A 26434-nucleotide genomic window follows, 5' to 3' on the forward strand; every position below is an offset into this window, starting at 1 on the left:
TGCGGATCCTTTACCGGCATGGTGACGAAGTGTGACGCTGCCCGATGATCTAGCAGCACGTCAAGGGAGCTTTCGTGGTCAAGCCAGCACGTACGGTGCTCGCGCTCGCGGTCACCGTCGCCATCCTGGCCGCCGTGGCCCCGCCGGCCGCCGCCGCGCCGCACGGTGGCGCAGTCGCGCCAGCGGTCCCCGCCGGGCCGGCGGCGGTGCACACCGTCACGCTGGTCACCGGGGACGTCGTCCGGCTGCACACCTTCGCCGACGGTCGGCAGTTCGCCGAGGTGGACGACCGGGGCCCCCGGCGGGGGCTCGGCTTCCAACTCTCCGAACGGGACGGTGACCTGCACGTCACGCCCTACGAGGCGCTCCCGCTGGTCAGCGCCGGACGGGTCGACCCGGCCCTGTTCAACGTCACCGACCTGGTGGCCGAGGGCTACTCCGACGCGGCCCGGTCCAGCCTGCCGCTGCTGCTCACCGGCGCACCCGCCGCACCCGGACTGCGGGCCGCCGCACCGGCGACCCCGACCGGCGCCACCCGGCACCGCGAACTGCCCAGCATCGGGGCGATCGCGGTCGGCGCGGAGAAGTCCCGGGCCGCCGACTTCTGGTCGGCCGTCACCGGCGACCACGCTCGCCAGGGCAACCGGGCGAAGGCCGGCCCGACGACGACCGGCGCCGGCACCCTGGCGAGCGGCTTCGGCAAGCTCTGGCTCGACCGGCGGGTCCGGGCCGACCTGGCCGAGAGCGTGCCGCAGATCGGTGCCCCCCGGGCCTGGCGGTCCGGGTACGACGGCCGGGGCGTTAAGGTCGCCGTCCTGGACAGCGGCTACGACCCGACCCATCCCGACCTGGTCGGCCGGGTCAGCGCGGCGGCGAGCTTCACCGGTACCCCCGAGACCACCGACCGGGTCGGGCACGGCACCCACGTCGCCGCCACCATCGCCGGCGCCGGCAGCAGCACCGGTCGCACCGGCGGCGCCGGCCGCGACGGCGCAGCGCCGGGCGGCAAGGGAGTCGCGCCCGGCGCCCGGCTGCTGATCGGCAAGGTACTCGACGACAACGGGTCCGGAGACCTCTCCTGGGTCATCGCCGGCATGGAGTGGGCGGTACGCCAGGGCGCCAGGGTGGTCAACCTCAGCCTCGGCGGCCCGGCCGGTGAGGGACCGGACCCGGTCACCGAGGCCCTCGACGCGCTCTCCGCCAGCTCCGGCGCGCTCTTCGTGGTCAGCGCCGGCAACGCCGGACCCGGCCGGCAGACGCTCACCACCCCGGGCACCGCCGACCGGGCGCTGACGGTCGGCGCGGTCGACGGCCGGGACCGGATCGCCGACTTCTCCAGCCGGGGCCCGCGACTCGGCGACGCCGCGGTCAAGCCGGAGATCACCGCCCCCGGGGTCGGCATCGTCGCGGCCCGGGCCGCCGGCACCAGCCTCGGCGAGGTGGTCGACGCCGGCCACACCTCGATGTCCGGCACCTCGATGGCCGCCCCGCACGTCGCCGGGGCGGCGGCGCTGCTCGCCCAGCGCCACCCGGACTGGCGGGCCGACCGGCTCAAGGCGGCCCTGGTCGGCAGCGCCACCGAGAGCCGGGACACCCCGGTCTGGGCCCAGGGCGCCGGCCGGGTCGACGTCGCCGAGGCCCTGGAACAGCCGGTCACCGTCGACACCGCGACGCTCGCCCTGGGCCGGGTCCCGGCCGGTACGCCGGCCCGGAGCGCCACCGTCGGCTTCACCAACTCCGGCCGCCGGCCGGTGACGCTCACCCTGGACGCCGAGGCCCGCGACCTCGGCGCGGACCAGCGGCCGGCGGTACTCGGCGTCTCGCCGACCCGGCTGACCGTACCGGCCGGCGGGCGGGCCAGCGCGGTCGTCCGGCTCGACCCGACCCGCACCGCCCCGAACCGGTACGCCGGGGTGCTGACCGCCCGGGGCGGCGGCGCCGAGCTGCGTACCCCGATCGGGTTCCAGGTCGTCCCGCCGACCCGCCGCCTGACGATCGACGTGCTGGACCGGGACGGCCGGGCCCCCACCGACTTCTACACCCGCTCCCAGGTGTTCAACCTGGACACCGGCGAGGAGCACTGGGCCCACTTCGGCGGTGGCCAACCCGCCACCGTCGAGCTGCCGGCCGGCCGCTACGCCGTGGCGACCTGGGTCTTCACCCTGGCGGCGTCGGGCTTCCCGAAGGACGCCACGCTGCTCGCCGAGCCGGAGCTGACCGTCGAGGCGGACCGGACGCTGCGCCAGGACGCCCGCGACGGCCGGGAGATCCGCATCGACACCCCGGACCGGACCAGCGCCGCACAGGCCGCGCTGGTCTGGCAGCGCGGTACCTCCGCGGCCTCGCTGCTCTCCGGCGAGTCGTTCAACCTGGACACCATCCGCCGGGTGTACGCGGCGCCGACCCGACCGGTCTCCACCGGTACCTTCCAGTTCTTCAGCCGGTGGGACCTGGCCGCACCGGCGCTGACCGCCACGGTCACCGGCCCGGACGGCTTCCCGGTGCCGGAGCCCCGGCCGGTCGACGGCGCGCCGCTGCTGGACGGCCGCAGCAGCGCCCGGCTGGTCGACGGAGGCGGCGGTACGCCGGCCGAACTGGCCCGGGCCGGAGCCCGGGACGCGGTGGTGCTGGTCCGGCTCGACCAGGGCGGCGCGGAGGATCCCGGCGTCGCGCAGTTGCGGGCGGCCGGCGCGGCCGGCGCCCGGGCCGTGCTGCTGGCCGGGCCGACGCCGGGCTACCACGAGGCGAACGGGTACGGCTCGCCGGTGCCGGCCTACCGGGTGGACGCGGAGGTGGCGCAGCGGCTCCGGGAACGGCTGGCGGCCGGGCCGGCGACGCTCGCGCTGGACGCCGTCGCCCGGTCGCCGTACCGCTACGACCTGCTGCTGCCCGAGCGGGGGCGGGTGCCGGCGGACCTGCACTACCGGGCCGACGAACTCGCACTGGCCACGGTGGAGTCCGAGTTCCACCAGCACGCACCCGAGATGCTGGCCCGGGAGACCCGGGCCGGCTATCCGGACGGGGTGTCGACCGGCTTCGGTTTCAGCCGGACCGTCACCGCCGCACACCGGCGCACCGACCACGTCAGCACCCGGGGCGTCGCGTGGCGGAGCAGCGGAATCCTGGAGGCGTACCAGGTCGGCAACCCGCAGGGGCAGCTCTGGGGGCCGCTGCGGGCGTACCGGGCCGGCGAGCGGGTGCGCCAGGTGTGGTTCCCGGCCCTGACCCGACCCGCGGTGCCGGCGACGGTGACCCCGGACCACGCGTACGGGCTGCCGGTGAACCGGTCGTACGACGCGATCCGGGTCGCGATCCCGCAGTACGCGGACGGCGGGGCCACCGCGTACGGCTGGGTCGACGGCCGCTCCGACCGCAGCGAGCTGACCCTGACCCGGGACGGCAGGGTCGTCGGCCGGAGCAGTGCCTCGTCCGCCCAGTTCACCGTGCCGGCCGGCACCGGGCGGTACCAGCTTCGGCTGGACGTCGCCCGGGACTCGTTCCCGGACCGTCCATGGTGGACCACCTCCACCGCCACGTCGACGACCTGGACGTTCCGCTCCGGGCGACCGCGCGGCGCCCGGCCGGCGGTACTGCCGCTGCCGCAGCTCGGCTACGACATCGGCACCGACCTGGGCAACACCGTCCGGGCCGACCGGCCGTACCGGCTGGTGCTGCGCCCCGGCTACCAGCCCGGTGCGACCGGACCGGGCCGGTTCACGGTACGGGTGGCGGTCTCCTACGACGACGGGGCGCACTGGCGGGACGTGCCCGTCCGGGGCGACCGGGAGGTGGTGGCGACGCTGCCGGCCGCCCCCGCCGGGGCACGGTTCGGCACCGTCCGGGTGAGCGCCGTCGACCGGGACGGCAACCGGATCGAACAGACCGTCGTCCGCGCCTGGCGGGTGACGGCTGACGGGTGACGGGTGCCGGGCTGAGCTGAGAACGCCCACCCGCGACACACCTCCCGGTGGGCCGGAGCGGGTGGGCGGGCGGAGTGGGTGGGACGGACCGTGGGTGCGACATTCCGGGTGGTGGCGCCGATACCGTGCCGGCACATCCCAGGGAGGCGAGAAATGGAGCACCTCGAACGACCTGTCCGGCCGGGGCGGCGGATCGCTGCCGCAGCCGCCGCCCTCGGCCTCGGACTCGGCCTGGCCACCTCGGTCGTCGGCCCGGCCGGCGCCACCGCACCGGTCGGATACGTCCGGCTGGCCCACCTGTCGCCGGACACGCCCGCCGTCGACGTCTACCTCGGCCCGGCCGACGGTACGACCGAACCGCAGGTGTTCCGGGCGGTCGGCTACGGCGTGCTGTCGCCGTACCTGCCGCTGCCGACCGGGCCGTACGCCGTCGCGATGCGCCGGGCCGGCGCGCCGAGTGGCGACCCGCCGGTACTCACCACGGGCGTGTCGGTGAAGCCCGGCGGGGCGTACACGGTCGCCGGTGTCGGCCGCTACGCCGAGCTGGGGCTGAAGGTGCTCGACGACGACCTGAGCGCACCCGCCGACGGCCGGGCGAAGGTACGCGTGGTGCAGGCGTCGGTACGCGCGCCGGTGATCGACGTCACGGTGGCCGCCGGGCCGCGCATCGCCGAGGCCGTACCCTTCGCCACCACCACGCCCTACCAGCAGGTCGAGCCGGGGCGGTCGACGCTGCGGGTCTCGGCGACCGGGGCGAGGGCGACCACGGCCGACGTGTCGCTGCACAACGGCACCGTCTACTCCCTGCTGGTGCTCGACGCGAAGGCGGGCGGGTTGACCACCGAGCTGCGCGTCGACGCCCGGGGCGGGGCGGTGGTGCCGGACGGCGGGGTGGACGCCGGTGCCGGTGGGTCGGGCGGGCCGGCGTACCCGCTGGGGCTGGCCTCGGTCGGCGCGCTCGGCGCGGTCGTGGTGGTCGCGGCCGCCAGGTCCGCCGCTCGGCGCCGCCGGCATCCGTGACGGCCGGCCGGAGCATGCCGGGCGCCGTCGACCTGCTGCTCTGCGCGATCCTCGGCGCGAGCCTCGGCGTCGCGGCGGCCGGCGACGCGGCGCCGGCACCGGTCCCGGCCTCGATCCCCGACCCGCCGCCGGAACCGGTCGCGTTGCCGCCGGCCGCGTCGGCGGCGTGCCCGGACGGCTGTCCCGGTAGCCCGGCCGGCGCCACCGGGCCGGCCCCCGCCGGAGCACCGACCCGGGTACGCATCCCGCGGATCCGGGTCGACGCGGCCCTGACCCGGCTCCGGCTGGACCGGTCCGGCCGGCTCGGCGCCCCCCGCGACTTCGCCGAGGCCGGCTGGTACGCCGCCGGCACCGCACCCGGGGACGTCGGGCCGGCGGTACTCGCCGGGCACGTCGACTCGACCACCGGCCCGGCGGTCTTCGCCCGGCTGTCGGAACTGCGCCCGGGCGACCGGATCGAGGTACGGCGCGGCGGCCGGTGGCTCGGGTTCCGGGTCACCGGAGCCGGCCGGCACGCCAAGGACGCCTTTCCGACCGACGCCGTCTACCGCCCCACTCCCGGCCCGGAACTGCGGCTGATCACCTGTGCCGGAGCCTTCGACCGGTCCACCCGGCACTACCGGGACAACCTGGTCGTCTACGCCGTCGCCGACCGGCCGGTGGTGATCCCCGGTCCCGCCCGGGCGCCCGGCGTCCGGGCCGGGCCGGTCGGCTCAGACGGGGCGCCGGCCTGAGAAGCCGCACTCCACCCGGTGGTACCACCGCAGGTCGCTGTCCCCCTCCAGCCAGCACCAGAGCACCGGCCGGCCGTCCCGCTCGCCGGGGAAGTCGAGCAGTACCGGGGCGAAGCCCTTGACCTGGATGTCGTGCCCGGTCAGCTCCTCCAGGATGCCGAAGATCCGCGCCTCCAGGCCCTTGACCTCGGCGAGTCCGCCGAGCGGGCTCGCTCCCCGGTCGGTCAGGTCGGCCCGCAGCTCGGCCAGGTCGGCGCGGAGCACGATCAACTCGTCGATCCGGGGGCGCAGCGTCACGATCAGGTGACGTGCCTGGGCAAGGGTGAACACGGGCACAGTATGGGGCACCCGGGCCCGGATCACGCCGTGGCGCCCGGCTCAGTCGTTCTGCGCCGCGATCTCCCGCGCCCGGTCCCGGGCCGCCTCCAGCGCGGCCAGCAGCGCCGCGCGTACGCCGTGGTTCTCCAGCTCCCGGATGGCCGAGATGGTGGTACCGGCGGGCGAGGTCACCGCCTCGCGCAGCTTCACCGGGTGCTCCCCGGAGTCGCGCAGCATCACCGCCGAGCCGATGGCGGTCTGCACGATCAGCTCGTGCGCCACCTGGCGGGGCAGCCCGAGCAGGATGCCGGCGTCGACCATCGCCTCGACCAGCAGATAGAAGTAGGCGGGGCCGGAACCGGAGAGCGCGGTCACCGCGTCCTGCTGGGACTCGGGAACCCGGATGGTCGCCCCCAGCGGCCGGAACATCTCCTCGGCCAGCTCCAGGTGCCCGGCGGTGGCGTGCACCCCGGCGGAGATCGCGGTCATCGCCTGGTCGACCAGGGCCGGTGTGTTGGTCATCACCCGGATCACCGGGGTGCCCTCCGGCAGCCGCCGGGCGAAGAAGTTCGTCGGCAGCCCCGCGCAGAGCGAGATCACCAGCTTGTCGGCGGGTACCTTCGGACCGATCTCGTCGAGCAGCGCGTCGGCGTCCTGCGGCTTGACCGACACGGCGAGGACGTCCGCCTCGGCGACCGCCGTGAAGTTGTCCACCACCCGTACGCCGTACCGGGTGGCGATCTCCTCGGCGCGCCCCTGCCGCCGGGTGGTCGCCAGCAGCCGGTCCACCGGCCAGCCGGCGCGGAGCAGCCCGGAGAGCATCAGTTCACCGATCTTGCCGGTGCCGATCACGGCAACGGTGTGCGCTCCCGGCGCCATCGCTCCTCCTCGGGTGGAAGCCGTCACGTCGTCGTGGGCGGGGGCCGCCCGGGCGCGGGGTGGCCGCCGCATCCGGCGCGGAGATCGTTTCCGACCTTCCGCGTCGGTGTGCGGCGGGTCCCACCCCGGCACCGCGGGTCGTCAGCTGCCGAAGAAGACCTCGGCCTCGGTGTAGCGGTCCAGCGGCACCGTCTTCAGCTCACGGGTCGCCTCGGCCAGCGGCACCCGGACGATGTCCGTGCCCTGCATGGCGACCATCTTGCCCCAGTCGCCCTCGTGGACCGCGTCGATCGCCTGCAGGCCGAGCCGGGTGGCGAGCACCCGGTCGAACGCGGTCGGGGTGCCGCCGCGCTGGATGTGCCCGAGTACGACCGTCCGGGCCTCCTTGCCGGTCTTCGCCTCCAACTGCCCGGCGAGCCACTGGCCGATGCCGCCCAGCCGGACGTGCCCGAAGGCGTCCAGTTCCTGGTTGTGCAGCACCATCTGACCGTCGAGCGGCTGGGCGCCCTCGGCGACCACCACGATCGGGGCGTACTGCTTCTGGAAGCGCTTCTCGACGTAGGTCGCGACCTGGTCGACGTCGAACTGCCGCTCCGGCAGCAGGATCACGTTCGCCCCGCCGGCCAGGCCGGCGTGCAGGGCGATCCAGCCGGCGTGCCGGCCCATCACCTCGACGACCAGGGTGCGGTGGTGGCTCTCGGCGGTGGTGTGCAGCCGGTCGATCGCCTCCATCGCGATGTTGACCGCGGTGTCGAAGCCGAAGGTGTAGTCGGTGGCGCCGAGGTCGTTGTCGATCGTCTTCGGCACGCCGACGACCTGGACGCCCAGCTCGTGCAGCTTGGTGGCGACGCCGAGGGTGTCCTCGCCGCCGATCGCCACCAGGGCGTCCACGCCCTGCTGCGCGAGGTTGGTCTTGATCTGCTCGACCCCGCCCTCGATCTTGAACGGGTTGGTCCGGGAGGAGCCGAGGATGGTGCCACCGCGCGGCAGGATCCCCCGTACCTCCGCGATGCCGAGCGGCTTGGTCAGCCCCTCCAGCGGGCCGCGCCAGCCGTCCCGGAACCCGACGAATTCGTGGTCGTAGCTGGCGACGCCCTTACGCACCACCGCTCGGATCACCGCGTTCAGACCCGGGCAGTCACCACCACCGGTGAGCACGCCGATACGCATGATCTGCTTCTCCTCCAGGAGCTTCGAATGAGCCCGTCAAGCCCCAGGGTGAAAGTCGGGTGAGACCGTCGGCGTCGTTGCCGGCCCGGGGCGGGCCGTCATTGCGCACTGTAGTCGCCCGCTCCGGGCCGGACCACCGCGCCCCGGGCACCGTCGAGGGGCCGAACCGGTGTCCGGGGCAGGCCCGGCGGCCGGTACCACCCGAAACGATCATGAATCCCGCTCAGGAACTCCCCGGCCGGGCGTGTATCGCCTGCCAGCGGGCCAGATTGTGCCGGGCGTCCACCAGGGCGTCGTGCCGGTCGGAGGCGGCGTCCGGCAGCGGCGGGCTGCCCCGGTCCTCCCAGCGCTGGCGCAGCTCCTTGGTGAACCGGGGAATCTCCCGGGGCAGCGCCGGCATGGCCCCCCAGAGCTGGGCGAGCGCCACGTGGTCGTACGCCGCGTACCAGGCCCAGAGCTCCAGCTTCTCCCCCGGCCGGTCCCGGACCGGCTCCATCAGGAACTCGTAGAGATCGTCCCTGATCCGCTCGCGGGAGCGCCACGCCCCGTCGCCCGGCGAGGGGAGCTTGTCCAGCACGTGCCGGCGTACCCAGGGCACGGCGCGGGAGTCGTCGAACTCGGTGGAGACGGCGTAGAACTCGCGACCGTACTCGTCGACGACACCGATTGAGACGAGGTCGACGAGCCGGCCGTCCTCGATGAACTCGCAGTCGTAGAAATAGCGGTAGACCATCGCCGCCATCCTCGCCCATCCGTCCCGCCGTACGGGAATCGGGGGTGGAAATTCCACCATTCGGCGCCGGACCGCCCGCTCGGGGTACGACTCGACTCGGGGCGGTCGGCGTGGTGATCGGCGAGTACCGCCTGATCACCACGCCTTCCCTCTCGGTCCGGCCGACGCCCCCACGCCGGTCGTACCCGGGTCCGCCGCGGCCGGCCAGCGGAACTTGGCGCACCTCCGGCCGGTCGCGGCTCCCCGCGCCCCCACGTATCCGCCACGCCCCCGTACGGTCCCCACCCAGTGGCGGATCTGATGTCAGAATGCCCCCTGGTCAGCGGCAGAACTGTCACAGAAGTGATTTCAGGGGTGTACAGCAAGCGACACGACCGTCATGATCTGATGTGTACCGCTACCGGACCCTACCGGTATCAGTTTCACCTTGCTTCTTCGGTCGGTTGCGGGTCGCCCGAGAGCAAAACTGGGTTATTTACCGGGGAGGGGTTGAGCCGTGGAGGTTCGCCTGCCTGAGCCGGGCGACGCCCTCACCGGCGTCGACATGTTCGCCGGCCTTGAGCCAGAGGTGCGTCAACGGGTGATCGCCGCGGCGGTGCCGCGCACCTATCGCAAGGGGCAGCTGCTCTTCGTCGAGAACGATCCCGGCGAGTCCCTGATCGTCCTGCGCCGGGGAGCGGTCGCGGTGTTCCGCACCGCCCCGACCGGCGAGCGCGCGGTGCTCAACGTCATCCGCCCGCCGGACGTGCTCGGCGAGGTCTCCCTGCTGGACGCCTCCACCCGGTCGGCGTCCGCCGAGGCCATCGAGGACTGCACGGCGCTGGCGCTCTCCCGTGGCGCGTTCATGGAGCTGGTGCACTCCAATCCGCGCATCCTCGACGCGGTGATGCGGTCGCTGGGCGGGCTGATCCGCCGGTTGACCGAGCAGAACGCCGACCATGTCTTCCTCGACCTGCCGGGGCGGGTCGCCAAGACGCTGGTCCGGTTGGCCGGCGAGAGCCAGGCCCCGATGATCACCATCGAGCTGAACCAGAGCCAACTCGCCGAGATGGCCGGCGGTTCGCGACAGAGCGTCAACCAGGCCATCGGGTCGTTCGCCAGCCGGGGTTGGCTGCGCACCGAGGGCCGACGGATCGTGGTGACCGACGTGGCGGCGTTGCGCCGTCGCGCCGGCATGGCCGAGCGCTGACCCGTCCGCCGACCGGACCCACCGACCGAACAGCCCGAGCGGCGCCCGTCGGGAGCGTCCCGGCGTCGGCGGGACCGTCGAGAGTGTCCGGTCACCGTCGACTCCGGACCGCCGTTCCCGGCCGACGGTGCCGACCGTCGGCGCCGACCCGGCGTTCCGTCCGGAAACGACCGCGGGCGTCCGGTCCGGAAACCACCGCGGGCGTCCGATCCGGAAACGACCGCGGGCGTTCCGGAAGACCGACAACGGTTTCCGGAACGCCCGGTCAGTGCCGGTGCACCGCGACGATCAGGTCGCCCCGGGCCAGTTCGTCGTGTCCCGGCCAGCAGTGCGGGTCGCCCCCGGCCAGTCGGGAGTCTCCCCGCCGACGATCCCGGCGGCCTGGAGCTTCGCCAGGGTCGCGGCGTCGACGTCGATCATGTCCCCGGAGGAGTGGCCGTTCCCTTCGCCGTCGGTCCATTCCTTTTCCAGTCGGACGTACACCATTGCCCATCTCCCCTGATAAATCGTCGATCGGTAGGCGCCAATGACTGTATCTTGGATCACTATGGGTGGGACTGTCCGCTAGCTAACAGCCTGGTTCCCGACACCGGGCCGGGCGCTGATACTCGGCGGTGGCGCACCTCCACCCCCATCACGACCGGCGGCTCGCCGGAGCCGCCGGCCACGGCCGGGCGGGGCCATCCCGGTGGACGGCACGTCCCTTCGACACCGTAGGAGGACGGCATCTCCGCTACCTGCACCAGATGCGGCCGGATCTCCGCCGTCGGCGACCGTTACTGCGGCGGCTGCGGCACCGAGCTGACTTCGGCCTGTCCACACTGCGACCAGCCACTGGCCGCGGATGCCGCGTTCTGCACGGCCTGCGGCAAGCCCCGGCCAGCCCAGCCCGGTCGGCCGGCCGTGATGCCGCAGGAGGACCGGCGGCGGGTCAGCGTACTCTTCGTGGACCTCATCGACTTCACCCCGTACGTCGAACGGGCCGACCCGGAACTGGTCCGGGGCATGCAGACCGCCTTCTTCTCGGCGGCCCGCCGGGTCATCGGGCAGTACGGCGGGGTGGTGGAGAAGTACATCGGCGACGCCGTGATGGCGTTGTTCGGCGCGCCGGTGGCGACCGAGACCGACCCGCTGCGCTGCGTACGCGCGGGTCTGGAGTTGCAGCGGGTGCTCACCCGGTTCACCCCGACCGGCTCGGACCACCTGCGGTTCCGGGTGGGCGTGGCGACCGGTGAGGCGCTGGTGGACGTGGCCGCCGCCCGGGACGGCGGACAGGCCATCGTGGCCGGTGACGTGGTGAACACGGCGTCCCGGATGCAGTCGGTGGCACCGCCCGGCGGGGTACTGGTCTGCGGCACCACGTACGCGCTGACCCGGGACGCGATCCGCTACTCCGAGCAGGCACCGGTGACCCTGCGCGGCCGCTCCTCGCCGACCGAGGTGTGGTTGGCGCTCGCCCCGGTGGACCGGCAGCCGCCGGACCGGGAGCCGGACACCACTCCGCTGATCGACCGGGAACACGAGCTGGGGCTGCTGGTCAACGCGCTGCACCGGTCGATGCGGGACCGCCTGCCGCAGATGGTGACGGTGCTCGGGCACGCCGGCATCGGCAAGAGCCGGCTGGTCCGGGAGCTGTTCCGGCACACCGAGCGGCTGACCGACGAGCCGTTGACCTGGCGGGTCGGCCGCTGCCCGCCGTTCGGCGAGAACGTCACGTTCGCCGCGCTGGCCGACATCGTCAAGGCCGAGGCCGGAATCCTGGACACCGATCCGGCGCCGACCGCCACCCGGCGGCTGGAGTCGGCGCTGGTGGAGCTGGTCGGGCCGGGTGCGGCGGACCGGCTGATGGACGCGCTGCGCCCGGTGGTCGGGCTGCCCGGGCCGACGCTGCCGGCCGAGGAGTCCGAGTCGGCGTGGCGGCGCTTCCTGGTCGCGCTCGCCGCCCGCCAGCCGACCGTACTCGTCTTCGAGGACCTGCACTGGGCCGACGAGAAGATGCTGAACTTCGTCGAGCTGCTCGGGGCGTACGCCCAGAACGTGCCGCTGTTGCTGCTCTGCACCGCCCGCCCGGAGCTGGTGAACCGGGAGCCGAGCTGGGCCGGCACCATCACCGGCTCGATGACGGTGACCCTGCCGCCGTTGCGGGACACCGGGATCGCCTCGCTCTACGGGCACATCTTCGGCCAGGCGGCCTTCTCCACCGACATGCTCAGCCCGCTGGTCGAGGTGGCCGACGGCAATCCGCTCTACGCCCACGAGTACGTCCGGATGCTCATCGAGCAGGGCGCGCTGCGCCAGTCCGGCCGGGGCTGGTCGCTGGAGAAGCAGCAGGACCTGGCGATGCCGGAGAGCGTGCACTCGGTGATCGCCAACCGGGTGGACCTGCTGGACGGCCCGGACCGGATGGTGCTGCTGGCCGCCTCGGTGGTCGGCATGCAGTTCTGGCCGGGTGCGGTCGCGGCCGCGCTCGGCCAGCCGGTCGAGTCGGTGGAACGGGCGCTGCGCCGGTTGGAGCAGCGGGACTTCGTGCACGAGCAGGCCACCTCGACGATGGCCGGCCAGCCGGAGTTCCGGTTCCGGCACGTGCTGGTCCGGGACGTCTGCTACCAGCGGCTGCCCCGGACCGAGCGGGTCGCCCGGCACGACCGGACGGCGGACTGGCTGGACGGGATGTCCCGGGGCCGGGACACCGACCTGGCCGAGGTGCTGGCCCACCACCGCTGGGCGGCGCACGAGATCGCGTACACCCTGGGGGTGGACACCGAACGGTACGCTCCGCCGGCCCGGGAGGCGCTGCACCGGGCGGCCCGCCGGGCGTACGCGCTGCACGCGCTCGACGCGGCGGCCAAGCACGCCGGCCGGGCGCTCGGGCTGGCCGACGACAGTGATCCGGTCGGCCGGCTGCAACTGGAGCTGCTGCTCACCGAGATCTCGTACTTCCGCGACGGCACCGCCTTCCTGGCCGGCGGCGGTACGGACCAGTTGCACGTACTGGCCGACCGGCTCTCCGCGCACGACGAGCCGGGCGGTGCGGCCCGGGCCTGGACGCTGCTCGGCAAGGCGGCCTGGCTGCGGGCCGACCGGGCCGGGGCACTGTCCTGTCTGGACCATGCCGTCGAGCTGTTCGACGCGTTGCCGGACACCGCGCAGAAGGCGGACGCCTACGCCGAGCTGGGCCGGCTGCACATGCTCAACTACGAACGCGACCCGGCGGTGGCGGCGGCGGGCGCGGCGGCCGACATCGCCGAACGCCTCGGCCTGGTCGAGACCCAGACCGACGCCCGGATCACCGTGGCGACCGCCCGCTACCAGTCCGGCGACCGGGCCGGGCTGGACGAGCTGCACACGATCCTGCGGTTCTGTCAGGACTCCCAGCTCGTCGTGCTGCCCCGGGTGGTGCGCAACCTGTCGCACGTGATGCGGGAGGAGGGCGACTGGATCCGCGCCGACGAGCTGGTGGCGTCCTGCCCGGCACTGGCCCAGGCCGAGGCGCTCTCCACCGGCGGCTCGGCGGAGGCGGTGCGTGCGTACTACGAGGGCGACATCGGGCGGCTGCTGACCGTCGCCGACGGTTTCGTCGACACCGCGGCCGGCCGCTGGGACATGCAGGTGCGGGGCATGCGAGCGTACCTGCGGGTGCTGCGCGCCGAGCCGGTGCCGGGGGCGGCGCCCGCCGGCCGCGCCGGGGTGGTCGCCCCGGACGAGGCGCAGGACGTGGACGACGTGACGGACGCCCTGGAGACCGCCCGGCGCAGCGGCTTCCACCGGCTGCACTGGAACATGCTGGGCCTGGGCGCGCTGTGCCGGGCCCTACAGGGGCGTACCGGGGAGGCGGCGGAGCTGCTCGACGAGCTGGCCGAGTCGTGGGCCAAGGTGCCGGCGCTGGCCAGCGGGGAGTGGATCCCGGCCGCCTCGTACGCCGCCGCGCTCACCGGCCGGGAATCGGCGGTCTGTGTCCGGGGCATGCTGGACGCGGTCACCCACTCGACGCTCTGGGTGGAGGCGGCGGTGCGTACCGTGACGGCGGCGCTGGCCGGCGCGGACGGCGACCATGCCCGGGCCGGGCAGCTCTATCTCGCGGCGGCGGAGAGCTACGCCCAGATCCCGGACGTCACCGACCGGATGCTCGGGTTGGCACTGGCCGCCGGCGAACTGGCGCTGGCCGGTGACGACTCCGCCGCCGAGGTGGCGCTGGCCGAGGTACGCGCCTTCGCGCTGCGCAACCGGGTGCCGGGGCTGCTCCGGCTCGGCCAGCCGCCCCCTGCCCCCGGTGCCAGCACCCCGATGCTCGCCTCCTGACCCGGCCGGTGAGGTGCCGGCCGGGCCAGGACCTCAGGCGGCCAGCGAGTCGGCGTGCGACTCGGCGGTCACCTTGCCGGCCGCCGCCTTGAGCTGCTGGTTCTTGATCTTCTGGGCGTAGATGTCGACGTACTCCCGGCCGGAGAGTTCCATCAGCTCGTACATGATCTCGTCGGTGATCGCCCGCTCGACGAAGCGGTCGCCGGACATGCCGGCGTACCGGGAGAAGTCCAGCGGTCGCCCGAACCTGATCTTGACTCGCTTGATCTTCGGCAGCAGCTTGCCGGGCGGCTGGATCTCGTCGGCGTTCAGCATCACCACCGGGACGACCGGGGCGCCGCTCTCCAGGGCGAGCCGGGCCACCCCGGTCTTGCCCCGATAGAGCCGGCCGTCCGGCGAGCGGGTCCCCTCCGGGTAGATCCCGGCGAGGTTGCCGGCCCGCAGCACCTCCAGCTGGGTGTCCAGCGCGGCCTGGGCGGCCCGCCCGCCGGAGCGGTCGACCGGGATCGTGCCGGTACCGACGAAGAACATCCGCACCAGAGCGCCCTTGAGCCCCTTGCCGGTGAAGTATTCGGCCTTCGCCACGAAGGTCACTTTTCGCTTGACCATCAGCGGCATGAAGATCGAATCGGAGAACGACAGGTGGTTGCTGGCGATGATCGCCGGGCCGGAGTCGGGCACGTTCTCCCTCCCCTCGACCTGTGGCCGGAAGATCAACTTCAGCCAGGGCCCGAGGATGACGTACTTCATCAGCCCGTACAGCACCAGTGTCCTTCCCGAGCGTCCCGCGCGTCCCCACGTCGACCGCCGATCGGACCCGACGCACGGGTACGCGTCGGGCCGCCGTCGACGGCTGCGGGCGGGAACTGTCGGCAAGAAGCCTACGAAGCGGGTACGCCGCGCCACAACGCACTCCCGCAACCCGTGCCCGCCGTGTCACGATTCATTGCACGGCAGATGCGGCGCAGCCGGCGGTCGGCAACACGGCCGGGCGCCACAGGGCCGGTAGGGAGGGTGTCGGGGTGTCAGCGGGTGGCGCCCGCCGGGGACGGCGGGACAACGGGCTGGAGGCGACGGAGTACGCCGTCGCCGGCGACGTGGACCCGCGGCTGGGCGAGCACCTGCTCGACGTGCTGGCGGCGGGCGGCATCGCCGCCTACCTGCAACCCTCCGCCGACCTCAATCCGGTGACCCGGACCACCACCGTGCCGTCCCGGCCGGTGGACCGGCTCTACGTCGACCGCAGTTTCCTGGCCACCGCCAAGGACTACCTGACCCAGCTCGCCGACGAGGAGCCCCCGGGGCAGCCCCCCGCGCCCCGCCCCGATCCCGATCCGGACCCGGACGTGGAGGCGGAGTGGGCCCGGATCGTCGCCGCCTACCACACCGAGGTCGCGGCGGACTCCCGATCCTGGCCCGCCGTCGAGGACGTCGCGGTCGGCGAGACGACGGAACGGGCCACCGGTACGGCGACCAGCCGCCCGGGGGCGGAGCTGGCCGGGCCGCCGGACCAGGGCGTACGCCGGCTGCCGTCGGCCACGGAGATCTCCGGAATCTCGGTCGGCGGCCGGGCCGACGACCCGTCGCTGCTCGACGGGCTGGACACCTTCGGTGCCGACCTCCCGGACGACGAGGAGGAACGCTACGTCCCGCCGCCGCCACCGCCGCTGCCCCGGCTCTCGAAGTACGCCGTCGTCGGGGTGCTGGCCATCGTCACCGGCTTCGTGCTCTTCCTCTTCCCGCACCTGCTCCCGATCGACCGGGGCCTGGTCACGGTGCTCGGCTTCGCCGGCATCCTCGGCGGTTTCGTGACGCTGGTCTGGCGGCTGCGGCCGGGCAACGAGGAGGACGACGATCCCGACGACGGGGCGGTGGTCTGACCCCTGCCGTCCAAATCGCGAGATTCATCACTACGTGGAGGCAAGGCGTAACACTCGCGTAATTTCGCGTCAGTAGGAATACTGCTGTAAGTTACCTTCCCCTCACGACTACCCCGATCGCTCCTATTCGCGGTGGTCGCCTCGCCCGGAACGAGGTGCCCGATTGCGACAGAGTTCCCTCGTGGTGGTGGCCAACCGGCTGCCCGTCGACGACAGCGTGGCGCCGGACGGCGCCTGTGAATGGCGCCGCAGCCCCGGCGGGCTGGTCAGCGCCCTGCACCCCCTACTCCAACACACCCCGGCGACCTGGGTGGGCTGGGCCGGCGGCACCGGTCCCGCCCCGATGCTCGCCGACATCGACCGGGTACGCATGCACACCGTCCCACTGGCCGGCAACGACGTACGCGACCACTACGAGGGCTTCGCGAACTCGACCCTCTGGCCGCTCTACCACGACGCGGTGGAGCAGCCGGTCTACCACCGCCGCTGGTGGGAGGCGTACCAGCGGGTCAACCAGCGGTTCGCCGAGGCGGCGGCGGAGGCGGCCGAGCCGGGTGCCGTGGTCTGGGTGCAGGACTACCACCTGCAACTCGTGCCCGGGCTGCTCCGGGCGATCCGCCCCGACCTGCGGATCGGCTTCTTCATGCACGTGCCGTTCCCGCCACCGGAGCTGTTCATGCAGCTCCCGCGCCGCTCCGAGCTGCTGCTCGGGATGCTCGGCGCCGACCTGGTCGGCTTCCAGCGCCCGCAGGCGGCACACAACTTCGCCCAGCTCGCGACGAAGGTGCTCGGGCTGGCCGCCACCGACCGGCGGATCGCCGTCGACGACCGGGTGGTGCGGATCGGCGCGTTCCCGGTCTCGATCGACATGGCCGAGATGGAGGCGCTGGCCGAGCGCCCGGACGTGGTCACCCGGGCCGCCCGGATCCGGCGGGACCTCGGCGACCCGCAGCACGTGCTGCTCAGCGTCGACCGGATGGACTACACCAAGGGCATCGAGCAGCGGTTGAAGGCGTACAGCGAACTGCTCGCCACCGGGCACGTCAAGGTGCGGGACACGGTGATGGTGCAGGTGGCGGTGCCGAGCCGGGAGCGGGTCGAGCAGTACCAGATCCTCCGCGACCGAGTCGAGCGCGAGGTCGGCCGGATCAACGGCGAGTTCGGCCGGGTCGGCGAGCCGGCGATCCACTACCTCACCCAGCCGTTCGACCGGGCGGAACTCGCCGCGCTCTACCGGGCCGCCGACATCATGGCGGTGACCCCGCTGCGGGACGGGATGAACCTGGTCGCCAAGGAGTACGTGGCGGCCCGGGTCGACAACGGCGGCGCGCTGCTGCTCAGCGAGTTCGCCGGTGCCGCCGCCGAGTTCCCGGAGGCGTTCCTGGTCAACCCGCACGACCTGGAGGGACTCAAGCTGACCCTGATGCACGCGCTCCAGGCCATCCCGGCCGACCTGACCGCCAGGATGACCGCGATGCGCGCGCAGCTCCGGGTGAACGACATCCAGGCGTGGGCCCGGTCCTACCTGACCGCGCTGGACCAGAGCGGCAGCCTGGCCCAACAGCTCGCCATCAGCTGACCGGCGGCCCGGCCCGGCCCCACCCGGGGTCGGCCGGGCCCGGCCAGGGTCAGCCCGACGTCGCCGGGCAGGAGTACCGGGTGGCGACCGGGCGAGAGCCGAGCCGCGCGCTGACCGCTGGGCGCTATCCGACCAGGTCCTTGTCGAGCCAGTCGAGGATCGCGTCGATCGGCTCCCGCCACCGGGCGTCCAGCATCATGTCGTGCCCCATGCCCGGAAAGAGCAGCGGGGCGACGCCGTACCGGCCGGCCGTCCGGGTCAGCGCCGACGGCGGCACCACCCGGTCGTCCGGGCTGCCGACCACCAGCATCGGCGGGTTGCCCACCGCCGGCTCGACCGGCCGCTGCCGGAGCAACTGCCACTGGGCCCGCGCGGAGGCCCGGCCGAGCCGGGCAGTGTATTCCCGGGCCGCCGCGTCCGGCAGCTCCCGGCTGAACAACTGGCGGTGGTGCAGCCGCAGCCGACCGCCGAAGACCGCCGGCAGCGTACCGGCGGGGTTGCGCAGCAGCGCGGTGCCGAGCGTCGCCCAGCCGCCGAAGACCGGCGCGACCAGCACGCCGGCCCGGGCCGGATAGCGGGCCAGCGCGTGTGCCACCACGAGCGCGCCGGCACCGTGCCCGACCAGCACCGCCCGCCGGTCCAGGCTGGTGGCCACCTGGACCACGTCGTGCGCGTACGCCCGCAGCGTCGCCTTCGGCGCCGGCCCGCTGCCGCCGTGCCCGCGCAGGCTGACCGCGTGCGCCGGAAACGCCCGGGACGCCGCGTGTTCGAGCCAGTGCTCGGCGAACGCCCACGCCCCGTGCCCGAAACCGGGTACGAAGAGCAGCGGCGGCTTCCCCTCCGGCGCCTCCGGCGTGGCGGCGCGTACCTCCCGGAACACCGCCGGCACCGGACGGGTCCAGTCCCGCACCCGTACGACCCGGGTCTTCACGCCGCCACCTCCAGCTCGTCCAGGCTCCGCTGCAACGTGCGCAGATAGTCGATGTGCCCGATCTCGAACCAGTGCCGGGTGCTCTCCTTCACCTGCGCGGAGTGCCACCGCTTGCCGGCCTCGGCGTCGACCCGGGCGGCGAAGGAGCGGGCCCGTTCCGGCGCCGCCTCGCGCAGCCGCAGCCAGCGGGCGATCAGCACGGCCTGCCAGTGCACCAGCGGCAGCAGGCCGGAATCCGGCTGGAGCAGGCCGGCCACCGCCAGCGTCGGGTGCCGCCGGGGGAAGGCGTTGAGATAGAGGGCCGGCCGGCCCGACGTGTCGGTGCCGATCAGCTCCGGCGCGAGGAACTCGAAGCGCGGGAGGTAACCGGTGGCGAAGACGACCAGGTCCGGCTCGATCTCCTGCCCGTCGACCAGGGTCACGCTGTTGCGGCGGAACCGTCCGACGTCCGGCACCGGGGTGATCGACCCGTGTCCGAGCTGGTAGACGAGGTGGCTGTTGACGATCGGGTGGGTCTCGAAGACCCGGTGGTCGGGGCGGGGCAGGCCGAACCGGGTCAGGTCGCCGACGGTCAGCTTCAGCACCCGGTGGAAGAGCCACTGCCGCAGCCGCAGCGGCAGCCGGTACGGCGCCAGCGAGTCGTTGACCTGGTCGGCCGGGCGGCCGAAGGCGTACTTCGGGGCGTACCAGTAGCCGCGCCGGGTGGAGTGCCAGCACTTCGCCGCCTGCTGACCGGCCTCGACCGCGATGTCGCAGCCGGTGTTGCCGGCCCCGACCACGAGTACCCGCTTGCCGCGGATCTGGGTGGCGTCCTTGTACGCCGACGCGTGGATCACCTTGCCCCGGAACTCGTCCAGCCCCTCGTACGCCGGCATTTTCGGCGCCCAGTTGTGCCCGTTGGCCACCACCACGGCCGCGTAGCGAGAGGTGCGCTCGGCGCCGTAGCCGCCGGTGCTGCGGGTGGTGACGTCCCAGCGCTGGCCGTCGGCCGGCTCGACCCGGACCACCTCGGTGCCGAACCAGATGTGCGGCCGCAGGTCGAAGTGGTCGGCGTACCGCTCCAGATAGGACAGTAGCTGGCTGTGGTGCGGATAGTCCGGCCAACTGTCCGGCATCGGGAAGTCGGGGTACTCGGTCAGAGGTCGGGACGAGATGAGGTGGGTGCTGGCGTAGACCGGGCTGCGGTCGTGCCGCCAGTTCCAGGCCCCGCCGACCCCGGTCTCCCGTTCGTAGCAGTCGACGCCGAAGCCGTACTCCTTCAGGTTCTTGATCGCGGTGAGGCCGCTGGCCCCGGCGCCGATCACACAGACGGTGCCGCCCCGGTCGTAGACCGGTCGTCCGTCCCGCCAGAGGGTCGCGCCCGGGTCGTTGCTCTCCTGGTCGCTGAAGGTGGCCACCGAGAAATCTCCTTTTGTCCGGCACGAGTGCCGACGTGCGGGGGAATCCTCTCGGCTGCCGTCGCCCTTGTCCAGCCCAACGCGCACCGTTCTGCGCCAATCGGGGTACCGGTCCGCAGGAGCTGCGGCTGGCCGGCGGCGGTCGACCCGCGCCGCCTCCCGCAAGAGTTCCGGTGGACCGTGCCGTCCGTTCCTCTCGCGGGAGGCGCGGTGTCGCCTGTCCGCACACCGTCGGCGAACCGGTTCGCTCGGTGGGCGTCGAGCGTCACCCGGCTCAGTACCCGAAGATCATCTTGTAGGCCACCTCGGGCAGGAACTGCCCGGCGCTGGAGCCGGCGCCGACCCCGCAGTTGCCGTCGGACTCGCCCGGCGTCTTGAGCCACAGCAGCATCTCGGCGCCGCCGCCGAGCTGAGTCGGTGTGCCGATCCTGCGGCCGGCCGGGTTGCACCACTCACCGTTGGATCCGTTGCGGTTGCGGCTGGTGTCGATCACGAAGGGCTTGGTGTACCCGAAGTTGCTCCGCAGCGTGGCGGCGACCGAGTTGCCGTAGTTGGTGTTCTCACCGGTGGTGAAGTAGTTGGACACGTTGAGCGCGAAGCCGTGGGCGTTGGCGACGCCGGCCATGTTCAGGCGCTGTGCCATCGTCTGCGCGGCGACCCAGCCGGGGTTACCCGCGTCGAGGTAGGCCCAGGTGTTCGGCGCTTTGGACCGGAACTGGTTGGCGGCCCGGCTGAGCATGCCGACGCGGTCGTTGATCTGTGCCTGACTCATGCAGTTGAAGTCGCCGAGGGAGTCCGGTTCGAGGACCACGACGGCGGGCCGGTTGCCGATGGCGCTGGCGAAGGCCGAGATCCATGCGTCGTAGGCGGCGACGCTTCCGGCACCACCACCGGAGTGTCCGCCGCAGGCGTCCCTGCCGGGCAGGTTGTAGGCCACCAGCAGGGGAAGTTTGTCGACGGCGTCCGCGGCGCCGACGTAGTTGCCGACCGCGGCGCCGATGTCGCCACTCCAGTTGCCGAACCAGGAGGCCATCGGCTTCTGGGCGATCTCCGTTCTGATCGCGTTGGCGCGTCCGTCGCCGGGATTGGCGGCGGCCCACGTCGCGGGGCTGGAGTTGGGATTGACGTAGAAGCCGCTGGTCTGGCTGACCGGGTCGGCGTAGGCGGCCGACGAGCCGAACAGGATCGTCGGGACCGCCACTGCCAGCGCGGCTGCCAGCGCGAGCAACGGACGGGCGGGTCGTCTCATCGCGAGTCTCCTAGTGCGTCGGGTCGTGCATCGACATGACCTGGTGCTGGGTGCCCGGACGTCCCTCGCGGGCGAGGCGCCGAGGAAGGCATCTGCGGGCGATACTGGAAGCGCTTCCGGGCCGATCCATCTATTGACATCGATCTAATCGTGGGCATCTGACGAGTGAAAGTCAAGGTTGTCCCCGCACCGTGGGTTCGGCACATCGGCCTCATGTCGTTGACACTGGAAGCGCTTCCAGCCGTGTCAACCGTGGCCACCAAAGGCCGATACCATCTAGCGGCGAGGTCGGCACCGGCCGGTGTCGGAGTTGGCGCCGATCGAGCCGCGCCGGGTGCCCCGTCGCCGGTCTGTCCCGACGTTCGACAGGAAGGACGCGGCATCAAGATGGAGACACGGCGCCAGCCCACGCTCGACGAGGTGGCCGCGCGCGCCGGGGTGTCCCGCTCGGCGGCGTCCCGGGTCCTCAACAAGGCACCGCACGTCAGTCGCGCCACCCGCGACGCCGTCGAGCGGGCCATCAAGGAACTGGGATACCGGCCCAACCGGACCGCTCGCGCCCTGGCCACCCGGCAGACCGGAATCGTCGCCCTCGCCATCTCCCACGACGACCCCGAGTTGTTCGCCGACCCGTTCTTCGGTCAGGTCATCGTCGGTGTCTCCTCGGCACTGGAGGACACCGACCTGCACCTGCTGTTGTGCCTGGCCAGCCCCGGCCGGGGCCGGTCCCGGCTCACGAACCTGCTCAACACCCGCGGCGTCGACGGCATCATGTTGATGGCGCTGCGCGGAGACGACCCGCTGACCCACATCGTGCGCCGAGCCGGCCTGCCGGCCGTGTACGGCGGTCGACCGCTGCACTTCAAGCCGCAGTGGTTCGTCGACTCCGACAACCTCGGTGGGGCGCGACTCGCCACCGAGCACCTCATCAGCCTCGGCCGGACCCGCATCGTCACCATCACCGGCGAACTGGGCACCGAAGCCGGTACGGCCCGCTACCGCGGCTACCGCGAGGCGTTGATCATGGCGGGTCTGACCCCGTACGGCATGGCGGAGGGTGACTTCACCGAGGGCAGCGGCGCCGCGGCGATGACGAGGCTGCTCGACGACCACCCGGACCTCGACGCCGTCTTCGCCGGCAGCGACAACATGGCGGCCGGAGCCATGCGGGTGCTGAGCGAGCGGGGTCGGTCCGTACCGGCGGACGTGGCGGTCATCGGCTTCGACAACCTGGGAATCGCCGAACGGACCGACCCACCACTGAGCACGGTTCACCAATCGATCCAGTCCCTGGGGAAGGAGATGACCCGGGTTCTCATCGAACTGATCGCGGGGCGGGAAACCGCCTCCCTGATCCTCCCCACCAGACTGGTACTGCGCGGCTCCGCGTGAGCGGCCGACGTCACGCAGCCACGGCGCCTCAGCCGGCCGCCGGCACCAGCAGGTCGGCGCGGATCGGGAAGTGGTCGCTGGCCCGCCGGGTCTGCTCGGTCTCCACCACGTCGTAGCCGAGCACGCTGATCCGGGGGTCGACGAAGAGCGCGTCGATCCGGTCGCGCGGCTGCCGGCACGGGAAGGTGAACCGGGACTCGCCGCCGGCCGCCACGGCCGCGTCGGTCAGGCCGTCGGCCACGGTACGCCAGGCGCCGCCGCCCGAGTTCTCGTTCAGGTCAGCCCCGACCACCACCGGCAGCCGGGTGGCGGCCAGCTCCTGCTTGAAGAGGTACGCCTGACCGGGGCGCTCCGTCGGGTCGGTGGAGAGGTGCGAGCCGGCCAGGATGAACCGGGAGGCCCCGATCCCGCACTCGGCGAAGACCGCCCCCCGCATGTGCCGCCCCGGCGTCAGCGGGAACTGCCGGCACCAGCTCCGGTAGACCCGGACCCGGAGACTGGTCAGCAGCAGGTTGCCCAGGGAGGGCAGGCCGCCGCCCGCGACCACCAGACCGAGCCGGTCGGCCAGGGCCGCGCACCTGTGCCGCCAGCGGAACCGGCGCGGCGCCTCCTGCACGATCACCACGTCCGGCTGCAACGCCCGGACCGCCTCGGCCAGCGCGTCGACGTCGTCACGCTGGCCGTGCACGTTGTAGGAGAGCACCCGAAGGCGCACCGCTGACGTCTCCGCGCCGGAGGACTGCTGCTGAACCACGCCGTACCCCTTGCTCTGCTGTTCCTCCGGCCCCGCGCGGCGGTCCGGCTAGCGGCGCCGGGCCAGGTCGGCGGCGCCGACCATGCCGGCCGAGTTGCCCAGCTCGGCGGGGCGGATCTCGGCCACCGGAATCTTGGCACGCGCGGCGAGAGCGTCGGTGAAGGAGCGGCGGGTCGGGCCCATCAGCAGTTCACCGGCCTCCACCACACCGCCGCCGACCACCAGCATCTGCGGGTCGAGGATCTGCGCCATGTCGGCCAGCCCGATGCCGAGCCAGTGCCCGATCTGCGCGAACGCGGTGCTGGAGACCGGGTCGCCGGAGCGGGCGGCGGCGGTCACCATCGGGCCGTTGATCGCGTCGACGTCACCGCCGGCCAGGTCGAGCAGTACGGTGGCCCGGCCCGGCTCCTGCCTCGCTCCGGCCCGGGCGAACCGGACCAGGGCGTTGCCGCTGGCGTACTGCTCGATGCAGCCGAGCCGACCGCAGCCGCAGAGGTGGCCGTCCGGCACCGAGAGCATGTGCCCGAGTTCGGCGGCGATCCCGTGCGCGCCGCGCAGCAGCTCCCCGCCGAGCACGATGCCGCCGCCCACCCCGGTGCCGATGGTGAAGAGCACCATCGAGTCGTCGGCGTCCCGGGCCGCCCCGTGCCGGAACTCGGCCCAGGCGGCGACGTTGGCGTCGTTCTCCACGATCACCGGCAGCCCGACGGCATTGCCGACGAAGTCGCGCAGCGGTTCGTCCCGCCAGGCGATGTTCGGGGCGAACAGCACCGTGGAGCGGTCGGCGTCGATCCAGCCGGCGGCGCCGATGCCCACCGCCTCGACCTCGTGCTCGGCCGCCAGCTCCTTGACCACCTCGACGATCACGTCCCGGGTCCTGGCCACGTCCTCGGCGGGGGTGTCCCGGCGTACCTGCGCCCGCACCCTACCGTCGACGTCGACGACCCCGGCGGCCACCTTCGTACCTCCGACGTCGACTCCGATGGTCAGCGTCACCGAGCCGCTCCCCTCTGCCACACCGCACCCACGCGGTCACCGTCCCGCCACTGCCGCCGTACCGTGCCGTTCCCACCCGGCGCCACCGGCGGCCCCGTCCCGGCGGTCAGCCGTCCTCGCCGGGGGCGGTCTGCTCGCCGGAACCGGCGGCGACCGGTCCCTCCGGGGTCCGCGACGCGGGTACCGGTGGTCGTCCGGTGGCCGGCGGCGCGGCGGGCCGGGCCTGCTCCGCCCCGGCCGGGGTCGCCCGGTCCGGACCGGCGGTCGTCCGGGTCTCCCCGGTTCCGGCCTCGGCACGGATGGCGGCCGCCCAGACGTCGTCCGGCTCGCCCGCCGGCCACGAATCATGCCTGGTACCGGTCGCCTCGCGCCACACCGTGTCGCCGCGTGGGCCCGGCACGTCGGCCGACGGGGCTCCGGCCGGGTCGACGGGAGCCGTGGAACCCTGCCCTCCGCCCCCGCTCCCGGAGCTGACATCCGGCTCGGAGGGAGCCGTGGAACCCTGCCCGGCGCCCCCGCTCCCGGGGCTGACATCCGGGTCGGCGGTGCTCGCGCGGGTGGCTGCCGCCCAGGTGTCCCCGGTCGGGTCGTCGCCGGTCCCGGAACCGGTGGTACCGCCGCCCGGACCGGTGCGGCGCTCGGCGGGGGCGGTGACCGAGGAGAGGGCGCGGAGCAGGCTGGCCACGCCGGCCGCGAAGTCACCGGCGCCGGTGGCCAGCCGCTCGGCGAGTTCCGGACTCGGGTCGCGCAGCGCGGCGATGGACCGGCAGACCGGGCAGACGCAGCACTCGGGATCGCCGGTGGCGAAACCGGCCCCGAAGGCCGCTCCGACCCCCGCCCGGCCCGCCTGTGGCGGCACCTCGCCCGTCCACCGCGACGTCGTGTCGGTCGGCGGCGCCTCGCCGGTCGGCGGCTGTGCCGGGACGGTCGAGGGCGTACCCGTGGGCGGCGGCGCCTCGGCGTTCGGTGGCGGCGTGTCGTCGGCGGGTGGTGTGGCGGCTGCCGGCCCGGGCTCCGGCACCGCGCCGTGCGGTCGGGCCTTCCGGGGCGGGTCGGCCGGGGTCGGCCCGGGACCCTCCGTCGGCGGCGTACCCGGGGTGGCCCCTCCCGGCCGGCCCGGTCGGGGCACCACTCCGGTCTGGTCCAGTACGTCGGAGATCACCTGTCCGAGCGGGCCGAAGGCACCCGCCCGGTCCCGGGCCTCGGACGCGGCCGACCGGGCCATCGCGAGCGCGGCGGCGACCAGCCGCTCGGCCTCCTCCCGGGCGGAACCCGGATCGGGCGCTCCCCCGTACGAACCACTGTCTCCCATGATCGGCTCCTCTACCCCCGCCCCGCTCCGGGTGGCCCGGCATCCCGTCCGAACCCGAACCCCTCACCGCACCCGGTCGGCGGTCGGCTTCCCTGGCGCACCAGCGCGCCCGGGGTCGCCTCGCCGTCGCGTGCCGAGGCGCCGTCGCGCCCCGGGCGCGTCACCGGGTCCCGTCAAGAGTCTCCACCCGCCGTTTGAGCTGCGTCAGGGCGGCATCCATGATCATCTTCTCGGCCTTGCGCCGGAACATCCCCAGCATGCCGACCGAGAGCTCGACCTCCAGGGTGTAGGTCACCGTCGAGGTGCCGTCCCCGTTGTCCTCGATGTCGTAGGACCCGTTCTGGACCTTCTGCATCCGCGAGGGCTCCACCAGGTGCCACTCGATCCGCGAGATGTCCTCGGCGTACTCGTAGGCCAGGGTGTACTCGTCGGTCATCACCGAGGCGTCGAGCACGAACCGCACCCGGGCCGGGTAGCCGTCCTCGTACTCCTCGACCACCTCGACCCGCTTCACCGCGTCGGCCCATTCCGGATAGCGCGGAAAGTCGCAGATCACCGCCGTCACCCGAGCCGGCGGCGCGGCTATGACGATGGACTGGGTGGAGGAATCCGCCATGCCCGGCAGGCTACCGCGCAGCGGGGCCACTCCGGCTGACCGCCTCGACCCATTCGTTCCGACTCG

Annotated in this window: 21 protein-coding genes; 8 read left to right on the forward strand and 13 right to left on the reverse strand. The window is 73.5% G+C overall.

Annotated features, from left to right (window positions below):
- Nucleotides 1–74: 74 nt before the first annotated feature.
- The 3 genes from C6361_RS34785 to C6361_RS34795 all read left to right on the forward strand — a co-directional run bounded on the left by C6361_RS34785 (nucleotide 75) and on the right by C6361_RS34795 (nucleotide 5674).
- Complete coding sequence (locus C6361_RS34785; protein WP_107270424.1) at nucleotides 75–3920, forward strand: S8 family serine peptidase; 3846 nt, start codon at nucleotides 75–77, stop codon at nucleotides 3918–3920.
- Nucleotides 3921–4073: 153 nt separating this feature from the next.
- Nucleotides 4074–4940 carry a DUF4397 domain-containing protein gene (locus tag C6361_RS34790; protein ID WP_107270426.1) on the forward strand — a complete coding sequence of 289 codons (867 nt, stop codon included), beginning with the start codon at nucleotides 4074–4076 and terminating at the stop codon, nucleotides 4938–4940.
- Complete coding sequence (locus C6361_RS34795) at nucleotides 4937–5674, forward strand: class F sortase (protein ID WP_234359190.1); 738 nt, start codon at nucleotides 4937–4939, stop codon at nucleotides 5672–5674. The genes C6361_RS34790 and C6361_RS34795 overlap by 4 nt, the downstream gene beginning before the upstream one ends.
- Here C6361_RS34795 and C6361_RS34800 read toward each other — a convergent pair.
- The 4 genes from C6361_RS34800 to C6361_RS34815 all read right to left on the reverse strand — a co-directional run bounded on the left by C6361_RS34800 (nucleotide 5654) and on the right by C6361_RS34815 (nucleotide 8774).
- The gene (locus tag C6361_RS34800) at nucleotides 5654–6004 is read right to left on the reverse strand and encodes a DUF2203 domain-containing protein (RefSeq protein WP_107261524.1); all 351 of its coding nucleotides are present in this window, start codon (nucleotides 6002–6004) and stop codon (nucleotides 5654–5656) included. The genes C6361_RS34795 and C6361_RS34800 overlap by 21 nt on opposite strands.
- A 48-nt stretch (nucleotides 6005–6052) precedes the next feature.
- Nucleotides 6053–6871, reverse strand: coding sequence for a pyrroline-5-carboxylate reductase (proC, locus tag C6361_RS34805; protein WP_107261526.1), 819 nt, complete (start codon nucleotides 6869–6871; stop codon nucleotides 6053–6055).
- A 141-nt stretch (nucleotides 6872–7012) separates the two neighbouring features.
- On the reverse strand, nucleotides 7013–8041 hold the full coding sequence (locus C6361_RS34810) for a 6-phosphofructokinase (protein WP_107261528.1): 1029 nt from the start codon (nucleotides 8039–8041) through the stop codon (nucleotides 7013–7015).
- A gap of 223 nt (nucleotides 8042–8264) precedes the next feature.
- Nucleotides 8265–8774 (reverse strand): polyadenylate-specific 3'-exoribonuclease AS, encoded by a 510-nt coding sequence (locus C6361_RS34815; RefSeq protein ID WP_107271375.1) that lies wholly within the window; start codon nucleotides 8772–8774, stop codon nucleotides 8265–8267.
- Nucleotides 8775–9270: 496 nt separating this feature from the next.
- Here C6361_RS34815 and C6361_RS34820 point away from each other — a divergent pair, with 496 nt between their 5' ends.
- Nucleotides 9271–9963: a Crp/Fnr family transcriptional regulator gene (locus tag C6361_RS34820; protein ID WP_101367233.1), complete on the forward strand. Its 693-nt coding sequence runs from the start codon at nucleotides 9271–9273 to the stop codon at nucleotides 9961–9963.
- A 288-nt stretch (nucleotides 9964–10251) separates the two neighbouring features.
- Here the strand turns inward: C6361_RS34820 and C6361_RS34825 are convergent, their stop codons facing one another.
- A complete protein-coding gene (locus C6361_RS34825) occupies nucleotides 10252–10449 on the reverse strand; it encodes a hypothetical protein (protein WP_107261529.1) in 198 nt (65 codons plus the stop codon).
- A gap of 240 nt (nucleotides 10450–10689) precedes the next feature.
- Between C6361_RS34825 and C6361_RS34830 the strand changes: the two genes are divergently transcribed.
- A complete protein-coding gene (locus C6361_RS34830; protein ID WP_107261531.1) occupies nucleotides 10690–14262 on the forward strand; it encodes an adenylate/guanylate cyclase domain-containing protein in 3573 nt (1190 codons plus the stop codon).
- Between the two features lie 33 nt (nucleotides 14263–14295).
- Here the strand turns inward: C6361_RS34830 and C6361_RS34835 are convergent, their stop codons facing one another.
- A complete protein-coding gene (locus tag C6361_RS34835; RefSeq protein ID WP_107261533.1) occupies nucleotides 14296–15027 on the reverse strand; it encodes a 1-acyl-sn-glycerol-3-phosphate acyltransferase in 732 nt (243 codons plus the stop codon).
- 257 nt (nucleotides 15028–15284) lie between these two features.
- On the opposite strand from C6361_RS34835, the gene C6361_RS34840 reads away from it, so the two are divergent.
- Both C6361_RS34840 and C6361_RS34845 read left to right on the forward strand, forming a co-directional pair.
- Entirely contained in the window at nucleotides 15285–16142 is an 858-nt protein-coding gene (locus C6361_RS34840) for a hypothetical protein (protein ID WP_107270428.1), read from the forward strand.
- Between the two features lie 163 nt (nucleotides 16143–16305).
- The gene (locus tag C6361_RS34845) at nucleotides 16306–17721 is read left to right on the forward strand and encodes a trehalose-6-phosphate synthase (RefSeq protein ID WP_107270430.1); all 1416 of its coding nucleotides are present in this window, start codon (nucleotides 16306–16308) and stop codon (nucleotides 17719–17721) included.
- Nucleotides 17722–17845: 124 nt separating this feature from the next.
- Here C6361_RS34845 and C6361_RS34850 read toward each other — a convergent pair whose 3' ends face one another.
- From C6361_RS34850 to C6361_RS34860, 3 genes are all read right to left on the reverse strand, one after another.
- Entirely contained in the window at nucleotides 17846–18652 is an 807-nt protein-coding gene (locus C6361_RS34850; RefSeq protein WP_107261539.1) for an alpha/beta hydrolase, read from the reverse strand.
- Entirely contained in the window at nucleotides 18649–20049 is a 1401-nt protein-coding gene (locus C6361_RS34855; RefSeq protein WP_107270431.1) for an NAD(P)/FAD-dependent oxidoreductase, read from the reverse strand. Before C6361_RS34855 ends, C6361_RS34850 begins: the two co-directional genes overlap by 4 nt.
- A 274-nt stretch (nucleotides 20050–20323) precedes the next feature.
- Nucleotides 20324–21298, reverse strand: a complete 975-nt coding sequence (locus tag C6361_RS34860; RefSeq protein ID WP_107270433.1) for a glycoside hydrolase family 6 protein — start codon at nucleotides 21296–21298, stop codon at nucleotides 20324–20326.
- Between the two features lie 387 nt (nucleotides 21299–21685).
- Between C6361_RS34860 and C6361_RS34865 the strand changes: the two genes are divergently transcribed.
- Nucleotides 21686–22690, forward strand: coding sequence for a LacI family DNA-binding transcriptional regulator (locus C6361_RS34865; protein WP_199853161.1), 1005 nt, complete (start codon nucleotides 21686–21688; stop codon nucleotides 22688–22690).
- A 28-nt stretch (nucleotides 22691–22718) separates the two neighbouring features.
- Here C6361_RS34865 and C6361_RS34870 read toward each other — a convergent pair whose 3' ends face one another.
- From C6361_RS34870 to C6361_RS34885, 4 genes are all read right to left on the reverse strand, one after another.
- Nucleotides 22719–23444, reverse strand: coding sequence for an endonuclease/exonuclease/phosphatase family protein (locus C6361_RS34870; RefSeq protein WP_234359191.1), 726 nt, complete (start codon nucleotides 23442–23444; stop codon nucleotides 22719–22721).
- A gap of 48 nt (nucleotides 23445–23492) precedes the next feature.
- A complete protein-coding gene (locus tag C6361_RS34875) occupies nucleotides 23493–24440 on the reverse strand; it encodes an ROK family glucokinase (RefSeq protein ID WP_107264313.1) in 948 nt (315 codons plus the stop codon).
- A gap of 106 nt (nucleotides 24441–24546) precedes the next feature.
- A complete protein-coding gene (locus C6361_RS39375; RefSeq protein ID WP_107270436.1) occupies nucleotides 24547–25752 on the reverse strand; it encodes a hypothetical protein in 1206 nt (401 codons plus the stop codon).
- Between the two features lie 160 nt (nucleotides 25753–25912).
- Entirely contained in the window at nucleotides 25913–26368 is a 456-nt protein-coding gene (locus tag C6361_RS34885) for an SRPBCC family protein (RefSeq protein ID WP_107264314.1), read from the reverse strand.
- Nucleotides 26369–26434: the final 66 nt, after the last annotated feature.

Source organism: Plantactinospora sp. BC1 (genome assembly GCF_003030345.1).
GTDB lineage: Bacteria > Actinomycetota > Actinomycetes > Mycobacteriales > Micromonosporaceae > Plantactinospora.